Source organism: Candidatus Methanoperedens sp., assembly GCA_012026795.1.
Lineage (GTDB): Archaea > Halobacteriota > Methanosarcinia > Methanosarcinales > Methanoperedenaceae > Methanoperedens.
The window spans coordinates 1-23,637 of the sequence record VEPM01000013.1 but is presented as its reverse complement, the minus strand read 5'-3'; the positions used below and the strand labels follow the sequence as shown (position 1 = coordinate 23,637).

25 protein-coding genes and 1 tRNA gene are annotated in these 23,637 nt (G+C 41.0%); 12 read left to right on the top strand and 14 right to left on the bottom strand.

The features are described 5' to 3' along the window. Positions 1–188: 188 nt before the first annotated feature. Positions 189–1,994 carry an HD domain-containing protein gene (locus tag FIB07_07340; protein NJD52667.1) on the top strand — a complete coding sequence of 602 codons (1,806 nt, stop codon included), beginning with the start codon at positions 189–191 and terminating at the stop codon, positions 1,992–1,994. 215 nt (positions 1,995–2,209) lie between these two features. Here the strand turns inward: FIB07_07340 and FIB07_07335 are convergent, their stop codons facing one another. After that, complete coding sequence (locus FIB07_07335; protein ID NJD52666.1) at positions 2,210–2,452, bottom strand: hypothetical protein; 243 nt, start codon at positions 2,450–2,452, stop codon at positions 2,210–2,212. A gap of 78 nt (positions 2,453–2,530) precedes the next feature. On the opposite strand from FIB07_07335, the gene FIB07_07330 reads away from it, so the two are divergent. From FIB07_07330 to FIB07_07315, 4 genes are all read left to right on the top strand, one after another. Next, complete coding sequence (locus FIB07_07330; GenBank protein NJD52665.1) at positions 2,531–2,911, top strand: hypothetical protein; 381 nt, start codon at positions 2,531–2,533, stop codon at positions 2,909–2,911. Between the two features lie 67 nt (positions 2,912–2,978). Then, positions 2,979–3,149, top strand: a complete 171-nt coding sequence (locus FIB07_07325; protein NJD52664.1) for a preprotein translocase subunit Sec61beta — start codon at positions 2,979–2,981, stop codon at positions 3,147–3,149. A 52-nt stretch (positions 3,150–3,201) separates the two neighbouring features. Further along, the gene (aroE, locus tag FIB07_07320) at positions 3,202–4,017 is read left to right on the top strand and encodes a shikimate dehydrogenase (GenBank protein NJD52663.1); all 816 of its coding nucleotides are present in this window, start codon (positions 3,202–3,204) and stop codon (positions 4,015–4,017) included. Then, complete coding sequence (locus FIB07_07315; GenBank protein ID NJD52662.1) at positions 4,014–5,315, top strand: prephenate dehydrogenase; 1,302 nt, start codon at positions 4,014–4,016, stop codon at positions 5,313–5,315. The genes aroE and FIB07_07315 overlap by 4 nt, the downstream gene beginning before the upstream one ends. 300 nt (positions 5,316–5,615) lie before the next feature. Here FIB07_07315 and FIB07_07310 read toward each other — a convergent pair whose 3' ends face one another. The 3 genes from FIB07_07310 to FIB07_07300 form a co-directional block, all read right to left on the bottom strand. Beyond that, on the bottom strand, positions 5,616–6,401 hold the full coding sequence (locus tag FIB07_07310; GenBank protein NJD52661.1) for a hypothetical protein: 786 nt from the start codon (positions 6,399–6,401) through the stop codon (positions 5,616–5,618). Between the two features lie 86 nt (positions 6,402–6,487). Further along, positions 6,488–6,562 (bottom strand) — tRNA-Met (locus FIB07_07305). An 85-nt stretch (positions 6,563–6,647) separates the two neighbouring features. Then, positions 6,648–7,985 (bottom strand): hypothetical protein, encoded by a 1,338-nt coding sequence (locus tag FIB07_07300; protein NJD52660.1) that lies wholly within the window; start codon positions 7,983–7,985, stop codon positions 6,648–6,650. 363 nt (positions 7,986–8,348) lie between these two features. Here FIB07_07300 and FIB07_07295 point away from each other — a divergent pair, with 363 nt between their 5' ends. Continuing rightward, positions 8,349–9,383 (top strand): hypothetical protein, encoded by a 1,035-nt coding sequence (locus FIB07_07295; GenBank protein ID NJD52659.1) that lies wholly within the window; start codon positions 8,349–8,351, stop codon positions 9,381–9,383. Between the two features lie 57 nt (positions 9,384–9,440). Here the strand turns inward: FIB07_07295 and oadA are convergent, their stop codons facing one another. Further along, positions 9,441–11,156 (bottom strand): oxaloacetate decarboxylase subunit alpha, encoded by a 1,716-nt coding sequence (gene oadA, locus FIB07_07290; protein NJD52658.1) that lies wholly within the window; start codon positions 11,154–11,156, stop codon positions 9,441–9,443. A gap of 127 nt (positions 11,157–11,283) precedes the next feature. On the opposite strand from oadA, the gene FIB07_07285 reads away from it, so the two are divergent. Then, a complete protein-coding gene (locus tag FIB07_07285) occupies positions 11,284–11,556 on the top strand; it encodes a hypothetical protein (protein NJD52657.1) in 273 nt (90 codons plus the stop codon). Here FIB07_07285 and hisF read toward each other — a convergent pair. Then, positions 11,546–12,367 (bottom strand): imidazole glycerol phosphate synthase subunit HisF, encoded by an 822-nt coding sequence (gene hisF / locus FIB07_07280; protein ID NJD52656.1) that lies wholly within the window; start codon positions 12,365–12,367, stop codon positions 11,546–11,548. The two genes, FIB07_07285 and hisF, sit on opposite strands and share 11 nt — an antisense overlap. Positions 12,368–12,481: 114 nt before the next feature. Here hisF and FIB07_07275 point away from each other — a divergent pair, with 114 nt between their 5' ends. After that, entirely contained in the window at positions 12,482–12,979 is a 498-nt protein-coding gene (locus FIB07_07275) for a hypothetical protein (GenBank protein ID NJD52655.1), read from the top strand. Between the two features lie 421 nt (positions 12,980–13,400). Here FIB07_07275 and FIB07_07270 read toward each other — a convergent pair whose 3' ends face one another. The 3 genes from FIB07_07270 to FIB07_07260 all read right to left on the bottom strand — a co-directional run bounded on the left by FIB07_07270 (position 13,401) and on the right by FIB07_07260 (position 16,987). Further along, the gene (locus tag FIB07_07270) at positions 13,401–15,518 is read right to left on the bottom strand and encodes a hypothetical protein (GenBank protein ID NJD52654.1); all 2,118 of its coding nucleotides are present in this window, start codon (positions 15,516–15,518) and stop codon (positions 13,401–13,403) included. A gap of 465 nt (positions 15,519–15,983) precedes the next feature. Next, a complete protein-coding gene (locus FIB07_07265; protein NJD52653.1) occupies positions 15,984–16,295 on the bottom strand; it encodes a hypothetical protein in 312 nt (103 codons plus the stop codon). After that, a complete protein-coding gene (locus FIB07_07260) occupies positions 16,292–16,987 on the bottom strand; it encodes an RNA ligase partner protein (GenBank protein NJD52652.1) in 696 nt (231 codons plus the stop codon). Before FIB07_07260 ends, FIB07_07265 begins: the two co-directional genes overlap by 4 nt. 214 nt (positions 16,988–17,201) lie before the next feature. Between FIB07_07260 and FIB07_07255 the strand changes: the two genes are divergently transcribed. Next, positions 17,202–17,483, top strand: a complete 282-nt coding sequence (locus FIB07_07255) for a hypothetical protein (protein NJD52651.1) — start codon at positions 17,202–17,204, stop codon at positions 17,481–17,483. A gap of 81 nt (positions 17,484–17,564) precedes the next feature. Further along, positions 17,565–18,140 carry an imidazoleglycerol-phosphate dehydratase HisB gene (gene hisB, locus FIB07_07250; protein NJD52650.1) on the top strand — a complete coding sequence of 192 codons (576 nt, stop codon included), beginning with the start codon at positions 17,565–17,567 and terminating at the stop codon, positions 18,138–18,140. A 5-nt stretch (positions 18,141–18,145) separates the two neighbouring features. Here hisB and FIB07_07245 read toward each other — a convergent pair whose 3' ends face one another. Both FIB07_07245 and nadA read right to left on the bottom strand, forming a co-directional pair. After that, positions 18,146–18,988: a geranylgeranylglycerol-phosphate geranylgeranyltransferase gene (locus FIB07_07245; GenBank protein ID NJD52649.1), complete on the bottom strand. Its 843-nt coding sequence runs from the start codon at positions 18,986–18,988 to the stop codon at positions 18,146–18,148. A gap of 6 nt (positions 18,989–18,994) precedes the next feature. Continuing rightward, on the bottom strand, positions 18,995–19,903 hold the full coding sequence (gene nadA / locus FIB07_07240) for a quinolinate synthase NadA (protein ID NJD52648.1): 909 nt from the start codon (positions 19,901–19,903) through the stop codon (positions 18,995–18,997). Positions 19,904–20,003: 100 nt separating this feature from the next. On the opposite strand from nadA, the gene FIB07_07235 reads away from it, so the two are divergent. After that, on the top strand, positions 20,004–20,204 hold the full coding sequence (locus FIB07_07235; GenBank protein NJD52647.1) for a YHS domain-containing protein: 201 nt from the start codon (positions 20,004–20,006) through the stop codon (positions 20,202–20,204). A 30-nt stretch (positions 20,205–20,234) separates the two neighbouring features. Here FIB07_07235 and FIB07_07230 read toward each other — a convergent pair whose 3' ends face one another. From FIB07_07230 to FIB07_07220, 3 genes are all read right to left on the bottom strand, one after another. Then, a complete protein-coding gene (locus tag FIB07_07230) occupies positions 20,235–20,963 on the bottom strand; it encodes a cytochrome c biogenesis protein CcdA (protein NJD52646.1) in 729 nt (242 codons plus the stop codon). A 186-nt stretch (positions 20,964–21,149) separates the two neighbouring features. Further along, positions 21,150–21,740 (bottom strand): superoxide dismutase, encoded by a 591-nt coding sequence (locus FIB07_07225; GenBank protein NJD52645.1) that lies wholly within the window; start codon positions 21,738–21,740, stop codon positions 21,150–21,152. A gap of 83 nt (positions 21,741–21,823) precedes the next feature. Continuing rightward, entirely contained in the window at positions 21,824–22,138 is a 315-nt protein-coding gene (locus FIB07_07220; GenBank protein NJD52644.1) for a hypothetical protein, read from the bottom strand. 127 nt (positions 22,139–22,265) lie between these two features. Between FIB07_07220 and FIB07_07215 the strand changes: the two genes are divergently transcribed. After that, entirely contained in the window at positions 22,266–23,441 is a 1,176-nt protein-coding gene (locus tag FIB07_07215) for an NAD(P)/FAD-dependent oxidoreductase (GenBank protein NJD52643.1), read from the top strand. Positions 23,442–23,637: the final 196 nt, after the last annotated feature.

Sequence of the window (23,637 nt, the reverse complement as noted above, 5' to 3'; positions counted from 1 at the left end):
TATTCCAAAACACTTCGCTGAATACATCAATATCAGAAGCCTCAGTCTGTCATCACAAGTGAACTGCGATCTACGGAAACATCCATTCCCCGCAACGCCGGACAAAGGCTATTTGATGACAAGGGTGCTTCGCTAATATTCAGTAAAAAAGATTCATTTTAATACCCTTCAATCATAAATAACTAATTATGCCTTCACTCATCGACCCGATCTATGGTCATGTGGCAATAACCAAACTTGAGCAGCTCATCATCCATACACCCGAAATGTCGCGTCTTCGCCGCATCCAGCAGCTCGGTCTTGCAGACCTTTCATTTCCAGGTGCGAACCACACGCGTTTTGAACATAGCATCGGCACATTATTCATTGCTGATAAGATCGCCCGCTCGCTGGGGCTGGACGAAGAGGAAATCGTGAAAGTGAGGCTTGCAGCCCTCCTGCATGATGTCGGACATTGCGCTTTTTCGCATGTGGTGGAAAGCATCCTGAAACGTAATCCCCAGTACCAGCCGGTATTAAATGGAAAGAATTTCCTGAACCATGAGATGTTTACAAAACACATTATCGCGAATTCTTTACATACGAAACCTGAAATTAGTGCATATGCAGATGCTTCTTTTTTCCAGGAAATTTCAAGAATGGCAACAGGGGATATTGAGGGTGTTTCAAAACCATATCTTTCCCAGATAATCTCAGACGATATAGACGCTGACAGGATCGATTTCCTGCTGCGTGATTCCTACCATACCGGTGTTTCTTTCGGGCTTGTTGATGTTGACCAGATCATTGGAAGTATGGCGCTACATAATGATAGTATCATTCTTGGGGGAAGCCTCAGTTATGATGAGGATATGGCTCTTACTGCTGCCGAATCCATGCTAATCGCCAGGGCACATCATTATTCTGCAATAATACATAATCCTGGAACCCAGGGGGCCAGAGTTATGCTGCTTCATGCTCTTGAAAAAACGCTTGCAAGATATGAAGAGTCAGGGAATGATATAAAAGCAGCAGTATTGAAATTTTTTACAACATATAATGACAGTGATCTTTTGAATTTCATAGAAGCAAACGGGGATGAAAAATCAAGAAAACTGCTGGCAAATATTAGAAATGCCTCTATATGCAGCGCAGTGGCGCGATTCACCCATAAGAACCTGAACCCCAGGACAAGAATGGCGCTTTCCACCATTGCCAGGAATGGCATTGCGAAGAAAATGTTCGAAGACGGGCTTGCAAAACGTTTCGCTGATAAATATGGGGCTTCTGTTCTTGTTGACCTTGATGTCGCAAGCGGGATACCAAAAAGCACACGTATAAAAATCGGCGAGGAAGAGAGTTTCCTGTATGATGAATCCGCCCTTGCCAATGGTCTTGTGAGGGCTATCTCGCGCCAGATATCGCTATGTGTATTTGGAAGGGCAGGTGATAACACTGCGCTAACTCATGCATCCTCTGATTTCCTGCTGGGCATCGAGAATCTTTCTCCTGACCTTTTACGTTTCATCAGGAATGAAAACTATCTCCCCATAGAAGGGCTTCTTCTTATTTTTTACAGCGCCCACAGGTTGTTCAGCAGTGAGGCTGACGGTAGGATCACCATGCCAAGGCTTCGAAATATTGCAAAGATATATTATCTCGTGAAGGAGCTTGGAAAGGATGAAAAATTAAAAAATTTATTTGATTACAGGTTCCATACCCGTTACGGCTTTTCATATAGCGATAAGCTTTTCGAGGATATCCAGCTCCTTGTAGCGATGGGAATGGTAGATGAAGATCTGCGGTATTTTGAAAAAAAGGGGCGGTGGCAGCAGCGTTATGAATATGTCCTTACAAACGATGGCCTTCTTTATGCAGAATCAATTGCCCCGGCATACCAGAACGAACTTGCCATAATTAAAAATTATCTGGCTGTTAATAAGCATTCTATTCCCAGGGATATGTTGAGTGTGGCTTCAAAACGTTACAACAGGGCAATTAAAGCCCCTGGATAAGCTCCGAAATTTTTGGATGAATTTATATATGATAAAAAGTACTAATAAGACCAGAGGATGATGGAACATGAATGAAACAAACGGCAATAAAAGCGATACCATGGTGATTTTGGCAGTTTTGATCGTGATATTAATTATAGCAGGTATTTTGTACTTATTTTATAGAGTGCCTAACTAATAAATAATTTAAAAAAAAAGACGGATTATAATATTTTTTAATTTTCCGATACTACCTCGCGGATAACATCTTTCAGGGCATCCCTCAGTTTACTTTCAGGATTTGAAATTTCATCTGCGATTATATCCAGGACAAGGTCAAGCCCGCCCGGGCTCGATGAGATATAATCCCTTATTACAGTATCCATATTTTCGCAGCAGTCAACACATAGGTCCACGCCTTCAATTTCAGCGTCGTTAACCGGTTCAAGAGCAGTATGACATAGGAAACATTCACTCATAACATCACCACCGCCGTAATGACTCTAACATCATATCAATGTTATGCATGAGTAATCCTTAAAGTTCAGGAGGTTATTATGGCGCACATGGCAAAAGTAGAAGTCGTGATGGATGAAAAGGCGCTCCTCGCCAGGCATATGCTTAACCTCAAACTTGTAAAATTATCATGGGCTTTATTTTTTATTCTTATCGGAGGAAGCTGGATACTTGAAAGCCTTAAGGAGATAGATTATACCCAAAAATGGGGAGTTATTTATGCAGGAAGTGGCGTAATCCTGCTTCTGCTGAACCTGCTGCGGATTGCCTGGAATATCAATATCAGTAAGTTTACTATATGGCTTGGCACTCTTGGATTGCTGTTCGGGTTAGCAACATTTTATGAATTCAAATTTTCAATATGGGCAGCAGCGATACTGGTAATCGGCCTCATAATGCTTCTGGAAGTGTTCAGGAAGTAGATGCTTATAGGTTTTCTTCCTCTTCTTACGATACCTTAAAATCCTATAAAAAACATTAGTATCTTTCATGGCACAAAAGAAAGAAGGAAGCGGCTTGATGTCTTCAGCCGGTTTAATGAGATACTACGATTCTGAAGAGACGGCTGTATTGATCGAGCCAAAAACAGTTGTTATTGTAGCAATAGTGAGTGGACTTGCAGTTCTTGTATTAAATGCATCATATGGAATCTGGCCGTAATATCTATTCTCAATCATAATATTTTTTAACCATCACTTCCAATCAGGAGAGCATGAAGCTTTTCGGCGTTCTTGGCGATCCTGTATCACACAGTCTTTCACCTGTAATGCATAATGCAGCGTTTAAAGCACTCGGTATGGACTGCGAATATCATGCGTTCAGGGTAAGCAAGGATTCTCTCCACGATGCGATCCATGGGGCATATGCGCTCGGTTTCGGAGGCTTAAATCTTACAATTCCCCTGAAGGAGAAGGCTCTTGAAATAGTCAGGCCTACAGACCTGGCAAAACAAATTGGCGCTGTAAATACCGTTGATTTTAAAAAAGGGATTATTGGTTATAACACTGACGGACTCGGGGCCAAAATGGCGCTTACCGAAAGCGGTGTGGATATCAAAGGAAAAAATGTCCTGCTTCTGGGCGCCGGGGGCGCTGCAAGAGCGATCGCATTCACACTTGCGATAGAGGGAGCCAATGTGACCATCGCCAACAGGACACGAGAAAGAGCAATATCTCTTGCGAAAGAGGTGGGGCATATCGGGAAAATAAATGCGGCAAGTCTGGATGATCTTAAAAATCTTGTCAAAAATAGTGATATCCTTATAAATTCAACTGCCATTGGCATGTATCCGAAAGTAAGTGAAACCCTTATGACCTCGGATATGATGCACAGTGACCTTGTTGTATTTGATATTGTTTATAATCCCCTCAATACCCGATTGCTCCGGGAGGCAAAAACAGCCGGAGCAATAACAATAGATGGCGTGAAGATGCTTGTGTACCAGGGAGCAGAGGCGTTTAAGATCTGGACTGGAACGACACCACCGATTGACATAATGGAAAAGGCTGTCAGGGAGAAACTTGCATGAAAATACTGATAATCGGGGGGACCGGAGAAACAGGCCAGTGGTTTGCGAAGTTTTATAAAAAACATGGGTTTGATGTTGCCATATGGGGTATCAATAAGAAAAAAGAGGTTGCACAGGATCTGGGTGTGGTGTTTGCGGATGACCTTGACAGTGAAATAAAGACAAGTGATATCGTTATGATATCTGTTCCGATAAATATTACTGAAAAAACGATCTTAAATATTGCTCCCAAAATGTCTTCAGGAAGTCTTCTCATGGATATTACGTCCATTAAAACAGGCCCGATGGAAGCGATGATTAAATATGCACCTCGAAATGTTGAGATACTGGGATCGCATCCGATGTTTGGCCCCTCAATTCCGGATATAAGGGGACAGATTGTGATATTTACACCTGTCAATGGAAGGAGTTCAAAATGGTTGCCTGTAATAAAAAGCCTGTATGAGGATAATGGCGCACATATAGAGATACTGGATGCCCTGGAGCATGACAGGATGATGGCAGTTGTCCAGGGACTCACGCACTTTGCATATATTACCACAGGAACGGTTTTCAGGGAGCTTGAATTCGATGTTGCAAAATCGCGCAGGTTCATGAGCCCCATGTATGATATCATGCTTGACCTCGTGGGGCGTATTCTTGCCCAGAACCCATACCTGTATGCCATGATACAGATGAATCCGGAAGTGGCAAAAGTGCATAAGGCTTATATCGACCAGTGTAACTTGATAGCAGAAACGGTACAAAGAAAAAATATTGAAGGCTTTGTTAGCCTTATGAAAAAAGCATCTGCACATTTCAGGGATACGGAATCAGCGCTGCGGCGCTCGGATAAGCTCATTGGCACTAAAATTGCCGAGCATGAGGAACTCGTGCGTTCAACAGGCAGCGAGCGTGCAATCAAGCATATCTATTCAGGTGTTATTCATATCGGGATTGTAAAAAAAGTAACGCCCAGAACCGTTATCCTGGAACGGGGCGGTAAAAAGATCGAATTCCTTATCGAGAACATGAGGCTTTTAAATGAAAACGAATTATATGCATGGAAATCAGCAAATTTAAAAAATGTGACACGAGATCTATCAGTTTATATTCCGGCTGCCTCCGACGCAGAGATAATAAAAAGCATTATAGCAGGCAGGGAAGGTATTGTATCCGCCCAAATTATCGATGTTTATAACAAACAAAATAAACAGAGCGTTACATACAGGCTCACAATATTTGGGGATCGTGATGCAGCTATTGTGCAAGGTAATGTCGAGAAACTTCTCAAGGGTATAGGCTGTACCATCAGGTAAGATTTAATATTAATGAAGTAACGCAACGAGAAAGAAGGTGATTTATTATTGTAGAAAAGACAACAGTCAGGCCAAATCTCAAGGATTTAAAAATAGGGGATGTCCTGCATGTGGGGACAGAAGAGAAAGGGGAGATATTTAAAGTCACAAAGCTGGGTGAAAATACTTTCATTTACGACCAGGGTGGCGACCTCAAAGAATACGGGAGGGCCGTAATGGCCAAAAATATCTTCGGTTTTGCGGAGAAATACAAAGCGGTCTACTGGATAACGAGAGAGGATGAGTGATGAAAGATGATCTCTAATTAATCTCCTCCAATTTCTCCTCTTTCCAGGTCTCATTTATATAAATAAAGACTTTTCTTGTACTCCAGGAGGAGGTTCCGTAATATCGGGCTGGTATTGATATCTTTTTTCTTACTGTTGCTCCCGAAGCAACATCCCCAATCTGAAGACCTCTCGTTGAATATTGTTCTCCACTTGATTGATAAAACTCAAATCGGAATTTTATATTTGAAAGGTTCTTTCCCTGATTTTCAAATTCCATTATTCCTAAATCCTCTCCTCCATCGGTCCCATAATAATCAATTTTCCAGCTATATTGAATTTCTGGTGCTTCCGTAGAACGAACTATCTGTTCAAGATTCTGGTTATCCCTTTCAAATGTTACTTTATTTTTAGCAATTAAAACCAGTATATCAGATGTCCAGTATTGCCCTAAAATATCTCTATTCTCAGTTATATAATTCGCAAGCCTTTCTCCTTCATCTATGGCTTCATTGTTCCTGCGTTTCCATTCGATATACATTTCTTTTGTGGCTGCTGTCCCCATTGCATCAGTACGATTTTGGATTTCAGTCACAAGGTCTAACTTCCATTTGTACTCATCATAAAGGCGGTCTGCATTATCGAACATTCCCTGGTTCTTATTGGCCCCTGAGGCATTGATTTCCGAAATATTGCTTTCCGATAATTCCACATTGTTTTCAGGAGAAGGTTCAATACATCCTGATAAACCGCTAATTAATATCAAAAGCAAAAGGAAAATTAATTTTCGGAGAAATAAATTTACCGTTTGTTCCTGCATAGTAATCATAAACAGCCATGCATTATAATAAAAGTTGCTGAAATTACTATTTCATACAAGTTTTATTAGGAAAAAAGATTCTTATATAGCGGGGAATGGATTCGAACCATTGATCTACGGGTTATGAGCCCGTCGGGATATCCTGACTACCCTACCCCGCTCTGGAGTAAAAATAGTATCCCCTTATAGTTGATGATGAATGATAAAGTCTTCGGTATATGAAAAAAATAAAAAGAAGATGGGGATTTACTTTTCCATCTTATCTTTCATATCTTCGGCCGGCATATGTAAAACATGACATCTATAGCACTGGATCCCCAATTCTTGCTGAATTGCCCGGGCAGCTTTCAGATCCCCATCATTTATGTCTTTTCCCATTTGATCTATTCTTGTGAATACATCATCACTGACATAGTAATATCTTGGGGTATCGTGGCAATTGGAACAAGCATCTTTCAAATCTTTATATGATGCATTAAACTGGTTGAAGCTGTTATTCGTCTCGTTCTGTTGACCTTCCGCAGCATTTGTTCCTATGCCTCCGAAGCTTACAGCTAATGAGATCATAGCATCTTTCCATGTCATTCCATTTACTTCTACAGCGTCAAAACTTTTCCAATAATATTTTGCCCAAACTTGAGCCCTTCGTTCCCCCATGCATTTTTCGCATGTGGCAGCAATAGGTCCGATATCTTTGAATGCCTCGGGAGTATTATTGTTCTTTAGATCTTCTCCGAGTTTATCTACCGCAGCGATATCGAAATATCCTTTCCATTCCGGAACTTTCTGTGAGACGTTCTGATATTCACTGGCGAATGCTTCATAGGAAACAATGGCATTAGCCATATCATTTTCCTGCATATTTGCCAGTGTTGCGTCAAATGCTCCGGCCAGTATGAACATTTCGCCTACCCATTCACTTGAAGGAACCTCAGGGACCGAATTAGCGTAGAATTGATCTAAAGACTCCGGAAGAGATTTTTTCATAAACAATTTATACAATTTTTCAAATGCTCCAATGTTCTGGATCTCTTCCAGTCTTATATCATCAATGTAGTATGTATCTCCTTCTTTCGCAAACGGTGCAAGCCAGAACATTAACCGTCCATCATCCACAGGACCTTTGAAACCAGTCGTATCAAATTCAGTCGTAAAAGTCTGCCAGTCCCCTGTAAGGTCAAAATGTTGTTTTAAGCCATAGTTGGTATATGGCGAACTGTGCTTGATCAAATTCACATCCAGGTCATGCCCGGACGTTGAATATGCTGAAAAACTCAACTGATAGCGCGTATCTGCCTCCAGTGATATCCCTTTCTGATACAGCTGGATATTCGTACCAGTGCCAGTCAAAGAGACCTTAGCCGCTTTTGTCCCCTCGGTACCTGGAGAAACTACAGTGAAAGTTCCTGTGCCGTTCGTGTAGAATGTCCATGATTCAATTCCTGATTCAAACCCGGGGTTGCTAATTGTCCCGGATGTCGATAGCTGTGTAGACAACGCCTGCTGACTGAACAGAAGCAAAGAGAATATAACCAGGAAAGTTATTAGCCCCACGCTTCTTATTTTATTACTCGTATCTTTCATTTTCTTTTCCTCCCTTTAAGTTTGGTGTATCCAGGTATAGCCCTGGCTGCCCTGTATAACGCCCCACCTTGGCGCCTGATGCATTGACCACACTACCCCTGCGGCAAACCCCCATGCATCTCGGATTTTTTAAAGTATGGTTTTATCTTCTGAAAATATTATAATTAAAATATAATACTTTTACCCACGGATTACCATCAAAATATAAGAGCACTATATAGATATATCTATCTAATATATAATTATTAATAAATTATAATTATCATGTTTTAATTTTTCCGTATTAGATTTAAATCCTGGGTAGCTAATTTCTAAAAACTATTGTACATAAATTATTTATAAAAGAGAGTATAACAGGTAATCATGGGCTGGTATGGTTTAGATGCATTTAATTCGGCGATAAAACGGACAAAGAAAGCTCTCACCGAGCCGTTCGATTTCTGGAAATGGATAAGGCTCGGTATCATTATATTCTTTATCGGTGGAGGTATGGGAATACCGAACTACAACTTCCCGGCAAGCTGGCAGAATGATGACCAAAAGATGGAAGCACCTTCAACCCAGGAGATCATCGATAAAATAACACAGTTCTGGTATCAGTACCAGACATATATTCTGATCGGTCTTGCTTTTGTCATTTTCATAATACTGCTATTCACCCTATTATCGAGCATCATGGAATTCGTATTTGTAGAATCCCTGGTTACGAATAAAGTTGCCATCAGGACATACTTCCGGAAATACTTGCGCCAGGGGTTCAATCTGTTCATAATAAAGATAATTCTGGGGGTAGTTTTCCTATCATTATTTATCCTGGCAATGTTACCAGTGTTCCGGCAGCTCCTATCAGGCAATATTACTCCCGGATTGATTCTGGGCAGCATTTTGTGGTTTGTTAGTGTAGTGCTTGTATTCGCAGTTCTCAGCGGGGTCATAAATTCGTTCATAAGTCTTGCAATACCTGTAGTGATATATCAGAGGGTGGGCATAGTAATGGCCATAAAAAAGGTCACAGGAAGATTCAAAGAAGACTGGAGACAGATCGTGATCTACTGGGTGGCCAGGTTTTTCGCCTGGATAGCAGGGACAATTGTAGTAGGTATAGTGGCGCTGATACTTTTCATAATAATATTTTTTATCCTTTTCATACCAGCTTTGATATTGTATTTTATACTATCAGCTCCGGGACAGGGCTCAGAAAGTTTCTTATTATGGGCAGTGATGATACCCTACGGGCTGGTCGCAGCAGTGGTATTGATATTATTCCTGTTGATAGTATCCGTACCTTTGCCCGTTTTCATGAAATATCATCTGCTGGCGTTCATGCAGATGTGGTATCCTGATGTGAAGATTCCTCTCTTTGAACCAGATGGTGCAGGCGCGCAGTCCCCGACTTAGTATCTGCCATTCTATTGTCAGGAATACTTATAATACCCGGGATTAGTGACACCTGCGCTACCCGATCACCATCAGCACATCCCCTGCGCTTACAGTGCTGCCTTCCTTGACAAAGATATCCTTTACAGCGCCAGCATGAGACGCATGAATATTATTTTCCATCTTCATAGCTTCAAGGATCATCACCACATCACCCTTTGAGACCTTATCACCTTTCTTGACCTTTACTTTAAGAACCATGCCCTGCATGCTTGCGGTTATGGCTCCATCAGCCACTTTCGGGCGCTCTGTTTCTGCAGGGCGGACAGACATTCCTCCGCCTGTCGAAATGATCTTGACATTGAACAGGTCGCCATCAACTTCAACCTTGAACTCCGTTGGCAGCGATGCAGTTGCTTTTCCATTATTCGGCTTTGGAGTTTCAAGCGTTTCCTCTTTTGTTTCGCCTCGCAGGAATTTAGGAGCTATTGCAGGATAAAGGGCGTATGTAAGGATATCTTCCGGTTTCTTGACGATCCCAAGATCCTGTGCTTCTTTTGTTAATTTATCAAGTTCAGGCGCCAACAGGTCAGCAGGACGGCATGTTATGGGTTTTTCATCACCAAGTACCTTTATCATGATCTCTTTACTGATCGGGGCAGGCGTACACCCATAAAGACCTTTAACATAATCCTTTACTTCTTTAGGAACGACTTTGTAACGCTCACCCATCAATACGTTTAGCACCGCCTGCGTGCCAACTATCTGGCTCGTCGGGGTGACAAGAGGCGGATAACCCAGTTCTTCGCGCACACGTGGCATCTCGGCAAGGACAGCCTCATATTTATCCAGGGCATTCTGTTCTTTCAATTGCGATACGAGATTGGAGAGCATACCGCCCGGAATCTGGTATTTTAAGACATTCGTGTCAATTCTCTCTGAAATAGGGTCAAGGATACCCCTGTATTTTTCTTTAATGTCCTCGAAATATTTTTTTATCTCGGTAAGAAGGATAAGATCAAGACCGGTATCAAAAGGCGTTCCGCGAAGCGCTGCAACCGTAGTTTCCGTTGGGGGCTGCGATGTGCCCCAGGCGAATGGTGAAAAAGCGGTATCGAGTATATCAACCCCTGCCTGGCAGGCAAAAAGATAGCTCATCGGGGCCATGCCGCTTGTGCAGTGGCTGTGCAGGTCAATCGGGATGCTAATTTCTTCTTTAAGCGCGCTGACAAGGTTAAATGCATTTTGCGGTGATATAAGGCCAGCCATGTCTTTTATGCAGAGCGAGTCGCATCCCATTTCTTCAAGTTCCTTTGCCATCTTAACATAAAGGGGGATCGGGTGAACAGGGCTGATGGTATAACAAACAGTCCCCTGGACATGCGCCCCAACGCGCTTTGCGGTCTTGATGGAGACTTCCATGTTCCTTATATCGTTCACCGCATCGAATATCCTGAAAATATCAATGCCCGTAGCAGCCGCATGTTCCACGAATTTCACAACAATATCATCCGAATAATGCCTGTAGCCCACAAGGTTCTGGCCGCGAAGGAGCATCTGGAGAGGTGTTTTCGTGATGGCCTTCTTAAGCGTCCGGAGTCTGTCCCACGGGTCTTCATTAAGATACCGGATCGAAGAGTCAAATGTCGCGCCTCCCCATACTTCAAGTGAAAAGAACCCGACTTCATCCATCTTCCCGGCGATCGGGAGCATATCCCTTGTCCGCATGCGTGTCGCTATGAGTGATTGGTGGGCATCTCTCAGGGTCGTATCTGTAATTTTTACTTTGGCCATGGTTTATGGGGCTTAATTGGCTGGAGGGTTATTTAATTTATTGTTATCCGGGTTTTATTCACATAGATTTGATCTCAGGATGCATTTCAGAAAGGCTTTTTAATATCACAAATCAATGGATTAACAGATGCGTCCAAAACATATACGGTCATCAGGCACCGACCCTAAAAACCCGGGGATAATACTAATCGAGCCGGTTCATTTCTCATATATTGCATTGAGGTTAATGCAGGGTGTATTGACACCAAATGATCTTTTCGAAATGTTAGAGAATATGGGACAACCGGTCCGGAAAGATGAACTTGCAAAAGTTAGCATAAACTATGACTTCGAAAAAAAAACATACTCCATCTCCCTCTTCTACAAAAAGAAAATCAAAACCCTGAAGTCTAAATCCTGATGGCCACGCCCTTTTTCTTCAAGTATTCCTTTGCCTCGTCTATCGTGTACTCACCGAAATGAAAAATACTCGCGGCAAGAGCAGCATCAGCTTTCCCTTTCGTGAATGCATCATACATATGCTCAATATTGCCAGCTCCGCCTGATGCTATAATCGGGATATCAAGTGTCTCTGAAAGCATCCTTGTGATCGGGAGGTCATATCCATCCTTTGTCCCATCCTTATCCATGCTGGTGAGTAGTATTTCTCCTGAGCCGAATTTTTCAACCTTCTTTGCCCACTGGACAGTATCAAGACCTGTTGGCGTCCTTCCTCCATAGATCACGACCTCATACCATGCTTTTGTGCCATTTTCAAGCTCTATTATGGTCTTGTCTTTGTTGTCGCTGGTGTTGGTGTTGCGCCTGCAATCGATAGCTGTAACGATACACTGTGCTCCAAATATTTCCGATGCCTCCCTTACGAAATCAGGGTTCTTGACTGCAGCTGTATTTATAGATACCTTATCTGCCCCGGCCCTCAGGATATTGCGTATGGCATCGGTGCTGCTTATGCCGCCCCCTACCGTAAGAGGGATAAAAACCTCATCAGCTGTTCTTTCGATCACATCAATCATGGTCCCCCTGCGCTCACAGGATGCGGTTATATCAAGGAAAACAAGCTCATCAGCTCCCTGTTCATTATATTTTTTCGCCAGTTGCACAGGGTCGCCAGCTTCTTTCAAGTTGACAAATTCAATACCTTTTACAACGCAACCTCCTGCTTTATCAAGAGTCACATCAAGGCAAGGGATTATTCGTTTTGTGAGCATTGGTCTTTCCTAGTTGCTTAAGAATGAAATAGTTTTTTGTTTGTACATGATGATCAGGATTCCCCTCTAACTTTATTATGGATAATGCAAATATAATTCAGCTGTGATTATCAAATGAACGTTGACCGGTCCAAGTTTACGATTGTCCTGGTAACAATTGTCATTATGGCTGGCGGATGCCTGGATACACCTGTAAACGTCAGGGTAGTAAATAATTCCGAAGTACTTGCAATAGAGGGTGGGGAAAGTTTCAAGGAAGTAGTAAATAATGATTGGGAAATCCTGGTCGAAGAATTCCCTCAAATTAATGGCATTGATTATTATAAAAATACCGGATACGGGATAACTAAGGTTACTTTTGAATATTTACCCGCGTCAGGCTCAGGAACATTATTGCATAGAAAAACAAATGATGATTGGACAAACAAAAGCAGAGCCGACTATTACGTCAGTGGAATAAGACTTCTCCTAAAAAAGAGCTCCGGTGGTGTATATGATACAGGAATGATACCTTTCAAAAAAGATGGGATATTTGTAAAGAGCATAACTGTACCTAAAGAGAAATTTGTAAGCTTCAAAGTGGAAGAGGTAATAATTTCACCCAGGAATTAGCGAGGCTTAGATAAGCTTCTGTTTTGATTATATATTTATTATGTTCGAATTATATGATTGATAGAAACAAGTTGTTTTGGCATAGTTTATAATTAATAGCATTAATGGAATTGCATAGTTATCAGTAATGAAGGCAGACCTCATGCGCAAGATAGGATAAGATTTGTGTTGCGAAAGAAGATATAGCTGGTATAATTCATCCAAAATGTACGCCTGAATTTCATCATTTCAGTAGTAGTTTTGGCTATCCATTGTCTTTCAGGCGCATGATAACGAACGTGGATGTAGTGACCAATCCTCACTGGAAAGTGTGGAACATCCAGACTGGGCGCATGAGGGTTTATATTGTCACTTGCTATTTTCGTATACATTAACAAGAACGGGCATGAAGGCAGTCATATGGCATTATGCAGGCAACAATCTAGAGGATTGGTAGCTTTCTAATATGTGTCACACTTCTTTTTTCTTGGGAAGATTCCGATGGAGTTGGTATTTGAATAGATTTGTGATTTAGATTGAAATCCGCAATTATAATTTCGTTTTTGCCCTTTTTGGCTTCACACAATTTGAATGATATATCCCCTTCATCTTTACAACCTTCACTTACCAATCTATTAAAGTGACTTTTATTCATCTGTGCAAAAATTGAACTCCCTCCATGAATTCCAGTATTTGCTATCAATATATAGGAAGGCGTTTTTGTAACTTGGTTGTTGGCTTCAATATGAAATCTATCATTTGCATCATTGAAGGCTGGACAAAATATAAAATCAACATCACTTTCCCTGAAATAATGAGCAAATCTTTCAAAGTCCCTGCATATAAGTACTACAAATTTTCCAAACTGGGTTTCATATTTGTAGATTCTATCTCCTAAAATCATTCCATTCTCCCACATTTCCGGATCTTCTTGGGCTGATGGTGTAATCTTTGACTGAGAGGGTATTTCTGTATTGGATTTAGCAATAATAGGGCAAATGTTTTTATTATCTTTATAAAAACTTCCACCTACGATAATCATATTTGAATAATTTTTTTCCATATCAAGTATCCATTCTTCGATTAAACAAAGTTCAGGAAGACAAACAATATTTGCCCTCTCTCTTTCAGCTATATTAAGTCCTGAAAAAATCTTTGCTTTTACTTCGTCCTTATTTTCAATAACAAATGGATATGAATTTGTTAATTTATAGCAGAATTGAATAACAGCTACTCGGACTGTCTCCTTTTTGGAACCACAAAAATGAACCGTCTGTATGCGTGGAATATTAAGATTTTGTGAAATATATTCAAAGACTTCAGAAAAAATCATTATTTTTTCTTTAATTTCCTTACCTTCAAGAGATTTGAGTTTTTCACAAGCAGATTTTTTTAGGGTATCATGCTTGATGTATTCGCACCATTCCTTTGCTGTGTTAATTATCCTTCCAAGTCCAATCTCCAAATCAAGCGGATTTTGTAAAGATAAATCTTGAGTCTGCATACAGGTTTTTTGCCCAAATTCTTTTAAAGGAGTGTCTTTTGTTCGCTCATATATTTCCTTAGCCCTCCCCCGAATCTCTGTGATTATTTCCTTTATCATTTCATCAATAATCGGCAGCCCTTTCCTGACTAACCTTGCTGCTCCAGGCGTTTTCTCCTCTACCGCATCAAGTAATTCAACTGCGTGCTCGCAATACAGCATGTATGCATTGAGATTGCTTTTCTTGAGGTCGAAATCTGTATCCTCCACTTTCTGCGCTTCCTTTAGTGCATTTCCTAGATTTTTAATAGCTTCTAGGAGTTTTTCTCTACTCTCCGAACCTTCTACAGCGCTTTTTGCTTCTGCAATATACCGCTGTATATCAATTTCATCTTTCCTGAAAGCTATCATGTAAAAAGATCGGTAAAAAGGGAGACAAAACTTTGCTGGTCTATAACTTATTATTTCATGTGATGATTTTTCAAAATATCGAATAGCTTCTTCCAATTCATTCTTGAATTCCTTTTCTTCTTCTGCGCTTGTTGCCTTTAATATAGAGATTTTCCCAAGGGAATGATAGGAGGCAGCTCTAACTACACCAGTTCTATCCAGAGTAAGGTGAAGTAGGTCAGACCACGCCTGAGTTCTATTAGGTAAATTCGAAAACGCTACGCCAATTGCTTTCGCTGTGTGCCACCGCACAATACGAGCACCATCCCTCGTGAATCTATGCAGGTCCGACTGAGCCTGATCTTTATCAGGTATGTTGGGAAATGCCACACCGATTGCATTTACTGCGCTCCCCCGCACTTCGCTATATTCTGATAGCGTGAGCCTAACCAAATCAGACCAAGCCTGATCTTTATCAGGTAAATACATAAAAGTTGCGCCAATTACTTCAGCTGCACACCACTGTATAATATAATCTTTGTCTTGAGAAAGACGATGTAAATCCTCCCATGCTTGATTTTTGTCAGGAAGAAGGGTAAAATTATTATATAGGCCTTTCAATGCCTCGCTCCGCTCATGAACATACTTGCTCCGCCCCATCTTGTGAATTTTATTCTGATTTACCAATTTTAGACACCGTATATTAGGATACAGCTATATGTTAAAATTCTTTCTATTGCATCTCTAATGAAAAATATTAGAAAATATGCAATTATACGTGCCCAGTTTGTAGCTTTCTCCACCCCAATTTTAATGCTATAATTGGTTATGCAGGTTCAATGTAATCTAAGTAGTTAGCCAACGCCTATCGCCTTCTGTCACTATATCCCGTAAAAAGAACGAGGCTAATTCATATCGCTTTTTGCGAATGTGCATTCTAGCCAGATATATACTTTCCACAACCTTCCAGCCGCTCTTAACATATTCATGGTAGCAGCTTGGAACCAATAAATGGTCATCAAAAAACTCTTTGAGATGGGGGAATTCTTTCCTCAATATTCTGCTTGTCCTTTCGATCAGGCTTTGAGCGAGATTCAGAGAGTCTTCGGACAATATTTGAAAAAAATTTTGCCATTTTCACCGCTATTGTTTCTATTTCTTGACCGTCGTTTCCCCAAGCACTCTCTTCATCAAAGGCGCATCCCCGAATACATCCTCACGCTTGCCCTTCTTGTTAAAATAAATAGCTACAAGCATAATTGTTAGTCCGATTGTTTCAAAACCCGGATTTGCTGCTGTGAAAATCATTCCGATCCATGCAAGCCCCCCTGTTATCATCCCGCGAAGCGCCCCTTTCCTGTACGATTCAAGCTTTGTGCGCCGATATATCCTGATATCACGCAGCGTAAGAAAAATTATGGAAATAAATCCGAATGCTGCGATATATACTGAAATCGATGTCATATCATGCTGGCCACTTTTTCAGGTTTTATTCTTTTTAAATATTCTTTTATCATTGAAGGAAAGGATTTTGCCTCAACGAAACGAAGCCCGAGCTGTTCAGCCCATTTTTGTATACCCATGTCACTTGCCACTACAGCCGCGTCAAGCTCTTTGGCAAGAAGCAGAACATCAATATCAGGGGCGCTGTCAAGAATTCCGTAACGTAGTGCATTCCGGTATTTGTCCCTGAAGGAATTTATTATGCCGCCAATCACATTTCGCTCTATGTCAGGCTCTATTTCGTGTTTTGTTTTTGCTTTGGTGGTTCTAAAAAGGCATTCTGTTGCAGATTCCCAGATAGCATCCTCTGCTACGTTCATTCCCTTATTGATGCGCCCGCGCATGAAATCCACATAATCATAGAATATCTTGGAGGGAATTTTAACTTCATACCTGTCAGGGGTTTTTTTAACCAGCCATGTATCGATCCTGGCAAGGGTATCCTCACCGCACCCGTTATTTTTCGCAAATTCTCTCATTTCCGTATATACGGAAGGATAGGGGATATAGCAGCTAATGCCAAGATGGAGGCGCGCCTCCGCAATGATGGCAAGAATCCCTCCCATTGCGGTATCTAAATTCCCACCTTCAATCTCGCGTGTCTGTGTATCTGTCAGGGCGCTTGTATCAAGAACGAATCTTTGTCTGATCATATTTTATTAATATAGTATCCTGATTTGTTGTTTTAATAATATCATTCTCACGTAAATATAAAAAGCTTTAGCTTGTTCACTATTTATGGGAGAATGATGAATCTGATTAACGCTATGATTATACTTATTAGAATCATTATTATAATAATTATTTATATTAAGACAGTGATAAATTATATATAATACAAGACACACTTCACTTATTGAGGATATTATGAAGATTAGTGAATTAATACAGGAATTTGTTCCATGTGAGATCTGCGGGAATAATGATACGAAAAATTTCTATTTCCATGTTTTAGTGGATAAGGGTTCCCAGCCATACGTAAAATGTTGTGAATGCGAAGAGGAATACTATTCTGAAAGTGCAAGAACCGTACTTACACAGGTAGAAGAATCAAGGAAGGGAAGAATAGTGTTCAAAAAAACGCCAGAAACGGATTTTAGTAACCAGGAATCATTACATCCGCTTGTAAAAATCCTGGCACAGATGTAATCAGACTCTGGTATTCCGGAGTTGATTTCCCGGAAGGATTAACAATAGCTTTATATTAATTACAAATAATTTAATCCTACCATGAGGGAATCAAAAGTATCGAGAAGAACAAATGAGACAGATATGGAACTGAAGATCAACCTGGATGGATCGGGAAATACCGACATCAATACAGGTATTGCATTCTTTGACCACATGCTTAATTCCTTTGCAAAACACGGCTCTTTTGATCTCATAGTAAAAGCACGCGGCGACCTTACAGTCGATGACCATCACACTGTTGAAGATGTGGGCATTACACTTGGAATGGCCATTGCAAAAGCCCTTGGAGATAAAAAGGGTATCGAGAGATTCGCAGATGTGTGCGTTCCCATGGATGAGGCTCTTGCAACAGCAGCAATCGATATCAGCGGGCGGAGCTGTCTTGTATTTAATGGGAAATTCACAGATGCGAAAATCGGAGGATTTAGCTCCCAGAATACGCGCCATTTTTTCGAATCATTGACAAATAATGCCGGGATCAATGCACACCTTGATGTTAAAGGAGAGAATGACCATCATAAAACCGAAGCGCTCTTTAAAGCATTTGGAATTGCTTTAAAAAAAGCCGTAAAAATAACAGGGTCAGGCATCCCAAGCACGAAAGGTGTATTATAGGTATACTATAAAATATTATTCAGAAGGCTTCCTGCAATAAAAGCGAGTAAGGCAAAAAACATGGCGATTTTAAAATATTTTGAAGAAACGGCAGGATTTTTTTTCAGTATCATGAAAATGGCATAAAGAAAGATCAGATCGGCGATCCCCACGACAAACAGATAGTATTCATTGAATAATTTCATCAAATAGGGCAAAGGACTGAGTATGATAGCAAGGAGCCCGAATGCGCACGCGATATATGCTGCCGGTCTTTCACCGATTACTATGGGAAGCGTTGATGCGCCATCTTTCCTGTCCCCTTCCATATCCTCGATGGTCTTTACTATCTCGCGTGCAAATGTGGCAAGCATAGACAGGAAAAAAAGTATCAAAGTCACCTGGATCCCTTTTCCGCCATAAGCTGCGCCCCCGAACAGGAATGTTGAGCCTGTCAGATAACTGACACTCAGATTCCCCACAAAAACTTTTCTTTTAAGGTAAGATGCGTAGAAATACAGAAGAAATGAGTTGAATGCTGCAATGATAAAAGGAATATGGTCGGAACCGATAAAATATGAAATTATGATACCTGCGGCAAATAATACAATCGAAAACCGTAAAGCTGAATTTTTAGTAATTCTTCCTGAAGGGATAGGGCGGTCAGGGCGGTTAATAGCATCGATACCGGCATCGAAATAATCATTAACGGCATTCCCGGCGCCCGTTATTAAGAAAACCGTGATGAAAATAAGCCCTATCCATAAAAGTTCTCCTGAAGCCGAGCTGTAAGCGATGACTGCACCAATAACCGCTGCAAGTCCTGCCATTGCGCAGTTCCTGTATCGCATTAGCTCAAGATAGACCATAAACCATTAATCACCGCGCCCCACTTCCAGCATCCTGTCGAGTGACTTTTTTGCTTTTATCCTGATATCTTCAGGAACTTTTATTATATGTTGATTATTTTCAAGAGCCCTGATAATACTTCCAAGAGTATTCATTTTCATGTTGGGGCAGACGGCTAAATTAGTAGCAGGTATAAAGATCTTATCGGGATTTTCCTTTCGCAGCCTGTGCAAAAGTCCGAGTTCCGTGCCTATGATGAATTCCCTGGAACCGGATTGTTTTGCATATTTTAGCATTCCTGCGGTACTGAGTACCTGGTCTGCAAGTGATACCACATCAGGCCTGCATTCGGGATGAACGAGAATTTGCGCACCGGGATGCTCCTCTTTTTCAAGAAGAATATCACCCGGCAGTATCAGGTGATGGGTGGGACAATAGCCATTCCACGGGATTATTTTTTTAGTGGTATAGGCCGAAACAAAAAGGGCAAGATTCCTGTCAGGGACAAAGATTATTTCATTCTCCGGGAGTGCATTCACCACTTTAACCGCGTTTGCTGATGTGCAGCAGATATCACTTTCTGCTTTAACAGAAGCCGGAGTATTAACATAACAGACAACGGCAGCATCAGGATATTTCTTTTTTTCAAGCTTTAAGGACTCTGGTGAAATCATAGCCGCCATGGGGCACTGGGCACTTGTTTCAGGCATAAGGACAGTCTTTTCGGGATTCAGTATGGCAGCACTTTCGGCCATGAAATCAACACCGCAAAAGACGATTATTTCTGCGCCGCTATCAACTGCTTTCTGGCTCAGGCCGAATGAATCCCCCACAAAATCCGCGATATCCTGCACTTCGCCTCGCTGGTAATTATGGGCAAGGATTATTGCATTTCTCTCTTTTTTTAACTGCTTTATACGTTTGACTTCATCCATATTTCAGGGTCAAACATTATCCTATTGCTTAAATTGTTTTCTGACACACAAATTACATATATGATTGATACTAATAAAAACTAAGGAGGAAATGAAAAATATGCAAATAGACCCAGTTTGTGGTATGCAGGTGGATGAAAATACGGCAAAGTTCAAATCAGAATATAAAGGAAAAACCTATTATTTCTGTGCTCCCGGATGCAAGAAAACATTTGATTCCGAGCCTGAAAAATACATCAAAGGCGGACCTGTCGGCATGGGTGAGAAAAGTGAGAAAAAACCCTGGTGGAAATTCTGGTAAATCAGAGTTAAGTCTCAATATAGGAAAACCCTATATTCCATAAAACGTCGTCGGGAAATATGGGGATAGAAACTTAATCATTAACTTATCAATACCAAAGAGCAGCATCACTCCAATAACTATCAGCACAAGGCCGGACAGTTTCTTAAGAAGCTCTCCGTTCCTTGAAAACCATTTATACCTGTTCGTGAGCTTTTTTCCATAATAGGCAATAGAAAGCATGGGGAGGCTCATGCCCACGGAATAAACGAATAGCATCGATGCGCCGTAAGTCGTATTTCCTACTGATGCCACAAGAGCAAGCACAGCCCCGAGTATCGGGCCAACGCATGGGATCCAGAGGACACCAAGTGACATGCCAAGGAAAAATCCCCCGACCAGGCTTCCTTCCGGCATTCTGGAAGAGAAACTCTTGAATAACCCGATCCCTCTTAAACCCTGTGTGATTGAGCCGGATATCTTCATGAACTCCATATTTACATCTTCATCAAAAAGCACAAAACCCATAGTTATTATGAACAGTATGGCAATGTTGCGTAAATAATCAGTATATGCTCCAAACGTGGCGCCAAATGCTGAAACCAGGACACCCATGGTAGTAAAGCTGATTGTCAGTCCCGAAACGATGGCAAGAGGTCGCAGCCTGTGTCCTCCTGAGCCTGAAAAAATCACAGGAACAAGCGGGAGGCAACAGGGTTTCATGATCGTAACCACTCCTGCTAAAAATACGATAAATATTGAGAGTTCTGATGGTTGCATTTTTTAACCTGCCTTTATTGACTGGTAATGTTGCATAGATAAATATACTATACTTTACATCTGTTGTAAAGCATAGTATATATTTGTTTTTATTGGTTGTTATTCAAATGTTACAGGTTAAAAATAAAAATCATTCAATAGATGTCAAATAAAACTAAAATAAAAAAATTAATGGAATCACTCGTTTTATTCAATCCATGAATCCATTTCCGGATCTATCGTCCAGTCGATAGCTTTGAAAAATGCCTCGATATAATCTGCTTTCTTCAATCCGTAATCAGTCATATAGGCATGTTCAAAGACATCCATTACTATGAGCGGCTTTGCCCCGCTGAGGTGCCCTCCATCATGTTCGTTTATCCATGTATTGAATAACCGTCCTTCTGTCCCATCATAATACAGGATCACCCATCCTATTCCCCGCATGGCGCCGGTTGCCTTGAAATCCTTCTCCCAGGCCTCGTATGAACCGAAATCCGCTACAATTTTCTTATATAAATTTGTATTTTTTTCGATTGCTTTCCCGCCTTTAATCATGTTACCGAAATAATATTCATGCAGCCTCATTCCGTTAAATTCCCAGCCGAACCTGCGCTTTAACTCGGCGTATTCCGGAGTCGTTGTCTTTCCTTCCTTAGCCATTGCACTTAATGCATCTGCAACTTTGTTTGTATTTGTCACATAACCCTGGTACAATGTAAAATGGTTTTTCAACAACTGGTCGCTGAAACCTTTCGTACCTAACAGGCTCTCAAAATTTTTAGCTTCGTATGCCATATTTTAAACACCCCTGTAATTAATCATATACCCGAAACTTCTTATACTTTATTATCTGTCTGCTTCTTCGTAGAGTCACTGAATTAAATATCTGTTCCAGTTGCTTCTTTTTCCTGTCCCTTCCGCTCTTCCCATATCTTTTCAAGTTGTTCCCTTGTCCGGGCGAAAATTGTTTTAATATTTTCGGTGCTGCATAACTCAACTTCTTTTCCGCAATCAGGATAATTTTTCTCACATTTTTCAGCAAGTTTATAGCAATTTTCTTCAAGAGAAGGAAGATTTAGTTCTATCGCTGCTTTAATATCAGAAGTGGTATTTTCCCTTGCGCTTCTAAGGATTGCAGGAATAAGCTGGGTCTTAATAACCTTGAGCCGTGTACATGGATCAATTGTAACCATTTAAACCTCATCAACCATTTACAAATGATCCTTACAGTATAATTATTTTACCCAGGCCTCATAAGGATGGTATAAAAGAAAGAAACGTTAGCCTTTGCGGTGAATAAAATTTGCAGGATTTATGAATATTATCAAAAAAGACGTCATCATAATAGGAGCAGGCGCATCAGGCATGATGTGCGCCGTCGAATCAGGGAAAAGAGGCCGCACAGTTCTTGTTCTGGATCATGCTGATAAAATCGGGAAAAAAATTAGAATATCAGGCGGCGGGAAGTGCAACTTTACAAATATCAATATCCACCCTGCAAATTTTATATCAAACAATCCGCACTTTTGCAAATCTGCGCTTTCCCGTTTTGGCCCCCGTGATTTCATTGCCCTTCTTGAAAAACATGGCATAAAATATGAAGAAAGGGAAGCTGGCCAGTTGTTCTGCGCCAAAAGCGCTGAGGAAATAATAAGAATGCTGGAGAAAGAAAGTAATGATGTCTCAGTAAAAATTATATTAAATTGCCGTATAATGGAAGTGAATAAAGAAGATTCGTTTATAGTATCCACTGATAATGGGATTTTTCAATCAGGGTCGCTTGTTATTGCAACAGGCGCATTATCCTGTCCGCAGATAGGTGCTTCCGGGATGGGGCATGATATTGCAAAGCAGTTCGGCCTGAAAGTCACTGAACTAAAACCCGCGCTTGTTCCATTTATTTTTTCACGGAAAGACAGGACTATATTTAGCGAATTAAGCGGTATCTCAATTGACGGCGCTATCAAATGCAACAAAATAGAATTCCGGGGAAGTATCCTTTTTACTCACAGGGGACTTAGCGGTCCTGCAATACTCCAGGTATCCTCATACTGGAAGGAAGGTGATAAAATTGTTATTGACCTGCTGCCCGGGATCGATATATTCGGGATTTTCATGGAAAGACAGCTTAATAAAAGCAAAATCGATATGCATAACTTGCTTTCAGAATATCTGCCTTCGCGCCTTTCAAGGATATGGTGCGCCTCAAATATCCGGTCAAAACCTGTAAATCAATATAATGAAAAGGAACTAAAAAATATCGCTCACCATATCCATAACTGGGAGATCAAACCGGATACTACCGAAGATTTCAAAACTGCCGAGGCTACACTTGGCGGAATTGATACTGATGAACTCTCATCTAAAACAATGGAATCAAAAAAAGTCAAAGGTCTCTATTTTACAGGTGAAGTTATCGATGTGACAGGGCAGCTTGGCGGATACAATTTACACTGGGCGTGGGCTTCCGGGTTTGTGGCTGGCCAGTATGCCTGATGTCTGAGAGCTTGTCTGAAAATTTGATCTACATTTGGTTTTCACACCGATTCGATGCACATAATTGGTTATGAGTGAGTATTCGGATGCATTTTTGGACGCCGAATAAGAAAGAGCGATTACTCGCTCTCCCTCTTCTAAGAACCGTACGTGCGACTTTCACCGCATACGGCTCAAGCCTTTCATAACCCTTTCT